Source organism: Promicromonospora kroppenstedtii DSM 19349 (assembly GCF_000515355.1).
GTDB classification, from domain to species: Bacteria; Actinomycetota; Actinomycetes; order Actinomycetales; family Cellulomonadaceae; genus Promicromonospora; species Promicromonospora kroppenstedtii.
This window is the reverse complement of record NZ_KI911649.1, coordinates 48,905-58,324: the sequence shown is the minus strand read 5'-3', so window position 1 is coordinate 58,324 and position 9,420 is coordinate 48,905. Positions and strand designations below refer to the sequence as shown.

The window sequence follows — 9,420 nt, the reverse complement described above, 5'->3', positions numbered from 1 at the left end:
GGGCGCGCCCCGAGCCCCGAGCCGGGCCGCTCGCGCCCGCGCCGTCACGCGGACCGCGACCGACGTGCTGGTCGCCCTCAGCGCAGGGTGCACCCAGACCCTCCTGGCCCGGTCAGGACAGCTCGAACGGACGATCACCGACCAGTACGAGCTCGACCTCGACCTGTTGCACGCCGACGGGCGCGCGATCCGGGCACTGACCTGGCTACCACGCGGGCACCGCAGCCCCGCCACGCTCGCGCTGTGGACGGACACCGAGGGCGCACCCGGGTCGGCCGGAGCGTCCGGTGCGGTATCCGGTCCGCCGTCCGGTCCGGTGGACGCTGCGCGCACACTGGAGATCGTGGGTACCACCGCCACGTCCCGCCAGGCGACGGCGCTGGTGGGCAGGCGCATGCCGGTGGGCACGTTCCCGCCGCCCGCGCTCTCGGGCGAGGGGGTCGTGTTCGTGGTCCCGGTGACGTTCGGGCAGAGCGACTGGGGCATGCTGGCGATCGGTGGCGGCGTGGACACGCGCGCCACGAGCTCGCGCGACAAGTACGACCACTGGGCGGCGATGGTCGCCGTCGCGCTGGACCGGGAGGATCGGCTGACGTCGCTGCAGCGGCAGCGCGCCGCCCTCGCGGAGGCCGCGGACCGCGAGCGGGCGCTCGTGCTGGACCTGCGCACCGAGGTGGAGCGCAACGCGCTGGTCCAGGACGTCGCCCTGGAGGGCACGTGGGACTGGGACATCGCGACCGGGCAGGTCTTCTACTCGCGCACCTGGCGCGCCCTGGTCGGCCTGCCCGACGACGCCGCGTGCACCGGCATCGAGGAGTGGACCGGGCGCGTGCACCCCGAGGACGTGCGGAGCGTGCAGATCGCGATCGCCCGGCAGCTCGCGGGCGCCACGGACCCGCTCGACCTGGAGCACCGCCTGCTCGCAGCGGACGGCCGCGAGATGTGGGTGCGCTGCCGTGCCACCACCGTGACCGACGACGCCGGCGTGCGCGCCCGGATGATCGGCGTGCTGATCGACGTGACCGGCATGCCGGCGCGGGAACGGCGAGGCGTGACGCGGTGAGGCGTGGCGCGGCGTGCGCCGCCCTACGGGACGGTGACCTCGCCGCGCTCCGCCTTCAGCGCGATGTCCGTGCGGTGGTGCGAGCCCTTGAGCTCGATCCGCGCCACACCCTCGTAGGCGCGGCGGCGGGCGTCCGCCAGGTCGCTGCCGAGCGCCACCACGGACAGCACGCGGCCGCCCGCGCTGACCAGGTCACCGGTCTCGGAACGCCCGGTGCCCGCGTGCAGCACGTGCACGCCGGCGAGCAGCTGGGCCTCCTCGATGCCCGTGATCGGGTCACCCGACCGGGCCGACGCCGGATAGCCCTCCGACGCGACGACCACCGTGACCGAGGCCTCGGGGCGCCAGCGCAGGGGCTCCAGCCCGGCGAGCCGGCCGCGCGCCGAGGCGAGCATCACGTCGGACAACGGCGTCGCGAGGCGGGCCAGCACCGACTGCGTCTCCGGGTCGCCGAACCGGGCGTTGAACTCCACCACGCGGGTACCCCGGCTGGTGAGCGCGAGCCCCACGTAGAGCACGCCGGAGAACGGCGTGCCGCGGCGGGCCATCTCGTCGATCGTGGGCTGGGCCACGCGCGCGACCACCTCGTCCACGAGGCCGGCCGGCGCCCAGTCCAGCGGGGTGTAGGCGCCCATGCCGCCGGTGTTGGGGCCCTCGTCGCCGTTCCCGACGCGCTTGAAGTCCTGCGCGGGGACCAGGGGCACCACCGTGGTGCCGTCGCACACGCAGAACAGGGAGACCTCGGGGCCGTCGAGGTACTCCTCGACCACCACGCGGCCGTTCTCGCCCGCCAGGCACGCCGTGCCGTGGGCCAGTGCCGCCGCGCGGTCGTCGGTGACGACCACGCCCTTGCCGGCCGCGAGGCCGTCGTCCTTCACGACGTACGGGGCGCCGAAGGCGTCCAGCGCGGCCTCGAGCTCGGGCACGTCCGTGCACACGTGCGCCATCGCGGTCGGCACGCCCGCGGCGGCCATGACCTCCTTGGCGAACGACTTGGAGCCCTCCAGCCGGGCCGCCTCGCCGGACGGGCCGAACACCGCGATGCCAGCGGCCCGCACGGCGTCCGCGACACCCGCGACGAGCGGTGCCTCCGGCCCCACGACGACCAGCTCCGCCCCGATCCGCTGGGCCAGCGCCGTCACGGCGGCCCCGTCCAGCGGGTCGACCGGGTGCAGCGTGGCCGCCCCCGCGATACCCGGGTTGCCGGGCGCGGCGTGCAGCTCGTGGGAAGCGACGCCGGAGACGTTCTCCCGGTCGAGCGAGTGGACGATGGCGTGCTCGCGGGCACCGGTGCCGATGACGAGGATCTTCACAGTGGCGGAGGGCTCTCTTGGTGGGTACGGGCTCAGCGGGTGTGGATGAGGTCGTGGACGGGAATGATCTCGTCGCGCTTGGGGCCGACGCCGATCGCGGAGATCCGGGTGCCCGACATCGCCTCGAGCGCGTGGACGTAGGCCTGCGCGTTCTTGGGCAGGTCCTCGAAGGAGCGGGCCCGGGAGATGTCCTCCCACCAGCCGTCGAGCTCCTCGTAGATCGGCTTCGCGTGGTGGAAGGCCGTCTGGTCGGTGGGCATCTCGTCGTAGCGGACGCCGTCGACGTCGTAGGCCACGCAGACCGGGACCTTCTCCATGCCGGTGAGCACGTCGAGCTTGGTGAGCACGATGTCGGTGAGGCCGTTGATGCGCGTCGCGTAGCGGGCGATCACGGCGTCGTACCAGCCGGTGCGGCGGGCGCGTCCCGTGGTGACGCCGTACTCTCCGCCTGTCTTGCGCAGGAACTCGCCCTTGTCGTCGAACAGCTCCGTGGGGAACGGCCCCTCGCCCACGCGGGTCGTGTACGCCTTGATGACGCCGATCACGGAGTCGATCCGCGTGGGCCCGACGCCGGACCCGGTCACCGCGCCGCCCGCCGTCGCGCTCGACGAGGTGACGAACGGGTAGGTGCCGTGGTCGATGTCGAGCATGGTCGCCTGGCCGGCCTCGAACAGGACGTTCTTGCCCGCGTCCAGCGCCTTGTTCAGCTCGACGGCGGTGTCCGTGACCATGGGCCGCAGGCGGTCGGCGTACTGGAGCAGCTCGTCGAGCGTCTCGTCCACCGTGATGGCGCGCCGGTTGTAGACCTTCACGAGCAGGTGGTTCTTCTGGTCCAGCGAGCCCTCGATCTTGGCCCGCAGGATCTTCTCGTCGAACAGGTCCCACATGCGGATGCCGACGCGGTTGGTCTTGTCGGCGTACGCCGGGCCGATGCCCCGGCCGGTGGTGCCGATCCGGCGCTTGCCGAGGAACCGCTCGGTCACCTTGTCGATGGTGCGGTGGTACGGCGCGATGATGTGCGCACTGCCCGAGACGAGCAGGCGGGACACGTCCACGCCGCGCGCGATCAGCGCGTCCAGCTCCTCGAACAGGACCTCGATGTCGACCACCACGCCGTTGGCGATGACCGGCACCACGCCGGGCGACAGGATGCCCGACGGCAGCAGGTGCAGGGCGTACTTCTCGTCGTCGATGACGACCGTGTGCCCCGCGTTGTTACCACCGTTGAACTTGACCACGTAGTCGACGCGGGAGCCCAGGAGGTCCGTCGCCTTTCCCTTGCCCTCATCGCCCCACTGGGCCCCGACGAGCACGACGCCTGGCATGGATCTCCACCTTCTCGAATTCCTAGGGTTGCTCCGCCGGGTGCGCATCGAGGGCGCCGGCGAGCCGCGCCCGAGTCTACTTCGTGGTCGGCACCAGGGCGCGAACCTCGTCCACCGACGTGCCGGAGTCGCCCAGGAACTGGACGCAACGGTCGGCCTCGTCCTGCTCGCCGATGCGGCCCGCCGCCTCCGAGAGGGCCAGCAGCGCACGCAGGAAGCCCTGGTTGGGCACGTGGGAGGCCGGGATCGGGCCCTGCCCGCGCCAGCCCGACCGACGCAGTGCGTCGAGCCCGCGGTGGTAGCCCGTGCGGGCGTACGCGTAGGCCTCCACGTTCCCCGCGGCGGTGCCGGACGCGAGCGCGCCCTCGGCCAGGACCGCCCACACCAGGGACGACGCAGGCGCGTCGGCCACGACCGCCACCGGGTCGGCTCCGCCGGCCAGACCCTCGCGGGCAGCGGGGAAGTCGTCGGAAAGCAGCGTGGGGGCCGGACCCTGCAGCAGGTTCTCGTGGGAGCTCATGGTCGAATTCTCACACCTCGGGGTCATGGGCGAGGCACCTGGCACCAGCGGGGGACAACAGGGGACAAAGAGGTCGCACAGGATTACCCTTCGCGCCAGCGCAGACGGTGAATTTTGCCTTTCATCCGGTGCGATCGAGCAACAGTCGTTACGCTCGACACATGATCGAGATCGCGACGTCTCCCACGACGACGACGCTCGTGATCGCCGGCGACCTTGACCTCGCCGAACGAGACCAGTTCCCGGAGATCGCGGCGCGCGTGGTGGGCCTGCGCCGACAGCTGCTGGTCATCGACATGTGCCGGGTGACGTTCATGGACTCGACCGGGGCGGCGTTCCTCATCTCGCTGGCCGACGCCGGCCGCAAGCGCGGCGGTGCGACCGTCATCCGCGGGGCCGACGAGCGGGACCTCTTCGTGCTCGAGGTGTGCGGCGCCATGGAGCTCTTCCGGGTGGACGACGAACACTCGTGCGAGCCGTCCGCCCCCGACTCGGGGTTCGCGGTGCTGACCTCACGGGACGACGACACCTCACCGTTATCCCACCGCGACGTGTCCACGGCGTAAAACGTTATCCACCGCCGAGACGGCCGTGGCGAGGCAGAACCGCAGCGCACCACCAGGTGCGCTGCGGTTCTACTTTGGCGGAGTCGGTTGCCGGCGGAGCTTGGCCCACACCAGCTTGCCGCTGCCCGACGGGCGCCAGCCCCATTCGGCCAGGCGGTCCACGATCTGCATGCCGAACCCGCCCAGGCGGTTGGGGTGCCCGTCCGTCGCGACCGGCGGCGCCGGGTTGTTGTCCTCGACCTCGATGCGCAGGCCGTCGCCCGTGTCGTACAGGCGCAGCGCGATGTGTCCCCAGCCGTGCAGCACGCCGTTGGCCACCAGCTCCGAGACCACCAGCTCGGCCTGCGCCGACTCCTCGATGCCCCAGGCCTGGCAGGTGCGCAGCACCGCGTGCCGGGCACGGCCGATCGACGAGGGCTCGCTCGGCAGCATCCAGCGCCGCCACCGCGGCGACAGGGCCGTCTCCCCCGCGTCGCCGGTCGGGTCGGGAATCCGCACCACGACGATGGCGACGTCGTCCTCGGGCGCGTCGGCCAGGCGGGAGAGCAGCTCCTCGCCCACGCCCGCGGCGTCGCGCGCCGTGATGGCCGACGCCGTCTCGAGCAGCGCCTCCAGGCCCAGCCGCAGGGACCGGTCGCGGCGCTCGATGAGGCCGTCCGTGTAGAAGAGCAGCGTGTCGCCGGGCTGGAGACGGGCCTCGCCGGTGGTCCGCTCCCGGGAACCGAAGCCGACCAGCGCGCCACCGCCCTCGTCCAGCTTGATCACCTGCCCACCGCGCAGCAGGAGCGGCGGCAGGTGGCCGGCGCGCGAGTAGCCGACCGTCCAGACGTCCGGCTCCTCCTCGCGCTTCAGGGAGGCGTACACCATGCTCGCCGAGCGCGGGATGCCCATGCCCGCCACGAGCTGGTCCACACGCTCGAGCACGCGGCTCGGGGTGGACAGCTCGAACGCGTAGGAGCGCACCACCGAGCGGAGCTGGCCCATCGTGGCGGCCGCCTCGACGTCGTGCCCGACGACGTCGCCGATCACGAGCCCGACCAGGTCCGGCGAGATCTGCAGCACGTCGTACCAGTCGCCGCCCACCTGCGCGTGCTCGGCGTTCGGCGCGTAGTAGGTCCACACGTCGAGGCCTGCGACGTCGGCCTGCTCGGGGAGCATGGCGCGCTGCAGGGTCTCGGCGAGGCGGTGCTCGCGGGCATACATCCGCGCGTTGTCGATGGCGCTGCCCGCACGGCGGGCCACCACCTCGATCACGGTGCGCAGCGTGTCGGGCTCGTCGGCCTCGACGTAGTCGCCCGGCTCGTCCTCGTCGGGCACGATCACGACGAGGCCGAGCACGTCGCGTCGCCCGGCGACCGGGTGCACCACCACGGAGTCCGGCGCCTTGCCGAGCTCGTCCGCGAGGCGCAGCGTGAGGTCGCGCTGCAGCCAGCCCGACGCCGAGTGCGGCGCGTGCGGGATGTCGAGGTGCAGCGTGACGGGGCCGTCGAGCACGCCGTCGAGCACGTCCTGGACCGAGTCCACGACCTCGAGGATCGGCATGGGGCCCGTGGTCACCGAGTCGCCGAGCGCGTCCGTCTGCGGACGGCGGCGCTGGGACTTGTCGGCGATGTTGTCGCCCTCGATGTACCGGGCGTGCCGGCGGCCGCGGCCGCTCGGCGGGGCGGCGACGTCGACGCCGGCCGCATGCTTGAGGCCGTCGTCGTTCACGTAGAAGCCGGCCCAGCGCACCATGGTCTGGAGCAGCTCGGCGATGTCGCGCAGGGCGTACGGGTACTCGAGGTCGGTCAGGATCTCGGTGGTCTGCGCGATGAGGTCGAGGTCCTCGCGCTGTTGGCGCTCGATCTCCAGACTGGCGAGCTGGGCGGCGTGCCGCTCCATGTGGTCGGAGACGTCGACGCTGAAGCCGACCCAGTGGGTGATGCGGCCGTCGTGGCCGGCGCGAGCCGGGGTGAGGGTGAGCTGGGCCCAGCCGTGGGTGCCCCCGCGCAGGTGGGACCGCACCGTCGCGTGCACCTCCTGGCCCGCGTTGACCAGCTCGGTCATCCGCTCCAGGTCCTGCGGCTCGACGAGCATCTCGCCGAGGCGGCGCACGGTGTAGCCGGCGAAGTCGCTGAACCGCACGCCTGCGTACCGCTCGAACGCCTGGTTGGCCCACAGCATGGGCATGCCGTCCTCGGTGGGGCCGGTCAGGAAGACCGGGATGCCCACGGTCACGGCGGCGCGCAGCACGACGTCGCCGACCGAGGGGGGCAGGGTGCGCGGGATGCCGGTGTACGCGCGGGGCTCGCGGGCAGGACCGCCGTAGCCGCCCCCGGAGGACGTGGCGGACGGGATGCTCGGCGGCACGCTCGCGGCCGGCGGGGGCACCGGGCGATTGGTGCCGTGACCACCGTTCGGCGTGTCGTTGGACGAGACATTCACCGGCACGTCGGGAGATGCGTCGGAAGGTGCGCTGGATGCTGCGTTCGTCGATGCGTTCGGCGCGCCGCTGGACCTTTCGTCCCTGATGCCGTTCGATATTCCGTCCTGCGTCGGACCAAGGCCGAAAACGGAAAGACCGGGATGGCGCGGCGGCGGAGAGGACGGAGTCAGACCGGATGAATCGGTCAAAATGCCCTCCCTACGGGATCTGTTGCTCAAGGTGCTGTTCCAGCAGGACATTCAACCGTAGATTGGGACAGTCCGAGATCTGAATCTCAACCTCTATCATCGGACCGATACAGCGTCACGACCACTGCTCCCGGAAGGAGAACCGTGCAGGACGGAACCTACGACCCGCCGCGCGGTCCGCAGGGCGGGAGCCCCCAGGACCCCGGCCACCAGACCCCCGAGATCGGCGACCCGGCGAGCATCCACGTCATCGTGGGCCGCTCACGTGCACGGATCGTGCTCTCCGGGGAGATCGACGCCGACATCGGCGGCGACCTGCACGAGGCGACGGCCGCGGCCGAGGAGTCTCGTCTTCCCGTCGAGATCGACGCGCACCACGTGACCTTCATGGACTCGTCCGGCGTCGCGTTCCTGGCGCGCCTCGCGAGCCGCAGCCCGCACCGCGTGCGTGTGCTGCGGGCTCCTCCCACGGTGCGCTTCCTGCTGGAGGTCACCCGGATCGGCGACCTCCTCGACATCGTGGACGAGGACCCGGGCTTCGAGCTGGACGACGACGGCCCGTCGGGCCCGCCGTCGGGTACCACGCCTGCGCCCGCGGGTGTGGGCGGGCCGCCCGCCTCCTGAGCGTGCCCCTCGGGCCCGTCACAACTGGATGATCGGTAAAAGGTCAGGTGGTCGGCAGCCCGAGCTGCCGACCACCTGACCTTTTACCGATCAGTGAGCGAGACACTCACATCTTGTGGCCCGCCGACCGGAGCTGCTGGCAGGCCTCGACGATGCGAGCGGCCATGCCGGCCTCGGCCGTCTTGCCCCAGGCGCGCGGGTCGTAGGCCTTCTTGTTGCCGACCTCGCCGTCCACCTTGAGCACGCCGTCGTAGTTCTTGAAGAAGTGGTCGGCCACCGGACGCGAGAACGCGTACTGGGTGTCGGTGTCGATGTTCATCTTGATGACGCCGTTGTCGACGGCGGCGGCGATCTCCTCCGCCGTCGAGCCCGAACCACCGTGGAACACCAGGTCGAACGGCATCTCCTTGCCGATCTCGGCGCCGACGGCCTTCTGGATGTCCAGCAGGATCTCCGGGCGGAGCTTCACAGCGCCCGGCTTGTACACGCCGTGCACGTTGCCGAAGGTCAGGGCCGTCAGGTAGCGGCCGCGCTCGCCGGCGCCCAGGGCCTTGATCGTGGCCAGGCCGTCCTCGGGCGTGGTGTAGAGCTTGTCGTTGATCTCGGCGGTGTGGCCGTCCTCCTCGCCACCGACAACGCCGATCTCGATCTCGAGGATCGTGCGCGCGGCCTGCGACAGCTCGAGCAGCTCGGCGGCGATCACGAGGTTCTCCTCGATCGGCACGGTGGAGCCGTCGAACATGTGCGACTGGAACGTCGGCAGGCCGCCGTTCTTGACCTGCTCCGCCTCGATGGCGAGCAGCGGCTTGACCCAGGAGTCGAGCTTGTCGGCCGTGCAGTGGTCCGTGTGGATGGCGATGTTCACGCCGTAGCCCTTGGCCACCTCGGTGGCGTAGGCCGCCAGCGCGAGGGAGCCCGAGACGCGGTCCTTCACCGTCGAGCCCGAGGCGTACTCGGCGCCGCCCACGGAGACCTGGATGATGCCGTCCGACTCCGCCTCGGCAAAGCCCTGAAGTGCGGCAGTAACGGTCTGCGACGAGGTGATGTTGACCGCGGGGTAGGCGAACTTGCCGGCCTTCGCCCGGTCGATCATCTCGGCGTAGACCTCAGGGGTTGCGATGGGCATCTGCGAAACTCCAAACGAATGGTGAGGTGGGCGGTCGCAAGAGTGTCCAAGGCCGCCCGGGGATGCACCATCGATCTTGCCACGATCCACCAGTGGTCGTGTGCGGTCGTTCGACAGTCGAACGGCCGAAACACTGTGGTTTTCATGTTTCCGGCACCATCGGGCGGGCTCACGGACGACGTCGGGCGCCCCTCGTCACCGGGCGGGCGGCAGCGGCACGGCCTCGGGGTTGCGGCCGCGGATCGGGCTGAAGGATGCGACGGCGACCAC

9 protein-coding genes are annotated in these 9,420 nt (G+C 71.5%); 4 read left to right on the top strand and 5 right to left on the bottom strand.

Features of this window, described 5'->3' with window-relative positions:
* The coding region (locus PROKR_RS34460) for a PAS domain-containing protein (RefSeq protein ID WP_211240087.1) at nucleotides 1-1,063 on the top strand (1,063 nt) is incomplete at its 5' end.
* A 23-nt stretch (nucleotides 1,064-1,086) separates the two neighbouring features.
* Here the strand turns inward: PROKR_RS34460 and purD are convergent.
* From purD to PROKR_RS09790, 3 genes are all read right to left on the bottom strand, one after another.
* Nucleotides 1,087-2,376 carry a phosphoribosylamine--glycine ligase gene (gene purD / locus PROKR_RS09800; protein WP_036962637.1) on the bottom strand — a complete coding sequence of 430 codons (1,290 nt, stop codon included), beginning with the start codon at nucleotides 2,374-2,376 and terminating at the stop codon, nucleotides 1,087-1,089.
* 32 nt (nucleotides 2,377-2,408) lie between these two features.
* The gene (locus PROKR_RS09795; protein ID WP_036962635.1) at nucleotides 2,409-3,701 is read right to left on the bottom strand and encodes an adenylosuccinate synthase; all 1,293 of its coding nucleotides are present in this window, start codon (nucleotides 3,699-3,701) and stop codon (nucleotides 2,409-2,411) included.
* A 76-nt stretch (nucleotides 3,702-3,777) separates the two neighbouring features.
* Nucleotides 3,778-4,221, bottom strand: coding sequence for a DUF3151 domain-containing protein (locus PROKR_RS09790; protein WP_036962633.1), 444 nt, complete (start codon nucleotides 4,219-4,221; stop codon nucleotides 3,778-3,780).
* A gap of 161 nt (nucleotides 4,222-4,382) precedes the next feature.
* Between PROKR_RS09790 and PROKR_RS09785 the strand changes: the two genes are divergently transcribed.
* Nucleotides 4,383-4,787, top strand: a complete 405-nt coding sequence (locus PROKR_RS09785) for an STAS domain-containing protein (RefSeq protein WP_036962631.1) — start codon at nucleotides 4,383-4,385, stop codon at nucleotides 4,785-4,787.
* A 69-nt stretch (nucleotides 4,788-4,856) separates the two neighbouring features.
* Here the strand turns inward: PROKR_RS09785 and PROKR_RS09780 are convergent, their stop codons facing one another.
* Nucleotides 4,857-7,157 (bottom strand): ATP-binding SpoIIE family protein phosphatase, encoded by a 2,301-nt coding sequence (locus PROKR_RS09780; protein ID WP_036962629.1) that lies wholly within the window; start codon nucleotides 7,155-7,157, stop codon nucleotides 4,857-4,859.
* A 31-nt stretch (nucleotides 7,158-7,188) separates the two neighbouring features.
* Here PROKR_RS09780 and PROKR_RS32595 point away from each other — a divergent pair, with 31 nt between their 5' ends.
* Entirely contained in the window at nucleotides 7,189-7,461 is a 273-nt protein-coding gene (locus PROKR_RS32595) for a hypothetical protein (RefSeq protein ID WP_169736372.1), read from the top strand.
* Between the two features lie 83 nt (nucleotides 7,462-7,544).
* Nucleotides 7,545-8,024, top strand: coding sequence for an STAS domain-containing protein (locus tag PROKR_RS09775; RefSeq protein ID WP_020015711.1), 480 nt, complete (start codon nucleotides 7,545-7,547; stop codon nucleotides 8,022-8,024).
* Between the two features lie 106 nt (nucleotides 8,025-8,130).
* Here PROKR_RS09775 and fbaA read toward each other — a convergent pair whose 3' ends face one another.
* Nucleotides 8,131-9,150 (bottom strand): class II fructose-bisphosphate aldolase, encoded by a 1,020-nt coding sequence (gene fbaA, locus PROKR_RS09770; protein WP_036962627.1) that lies wholly within the window; start codon nucleotides 9,148-9,150, stop codon nucleotides 8,131-8,133.
* Between the last annotated feature and the right edge of the window lie 270 nt (nucleotides 9,151-9,420).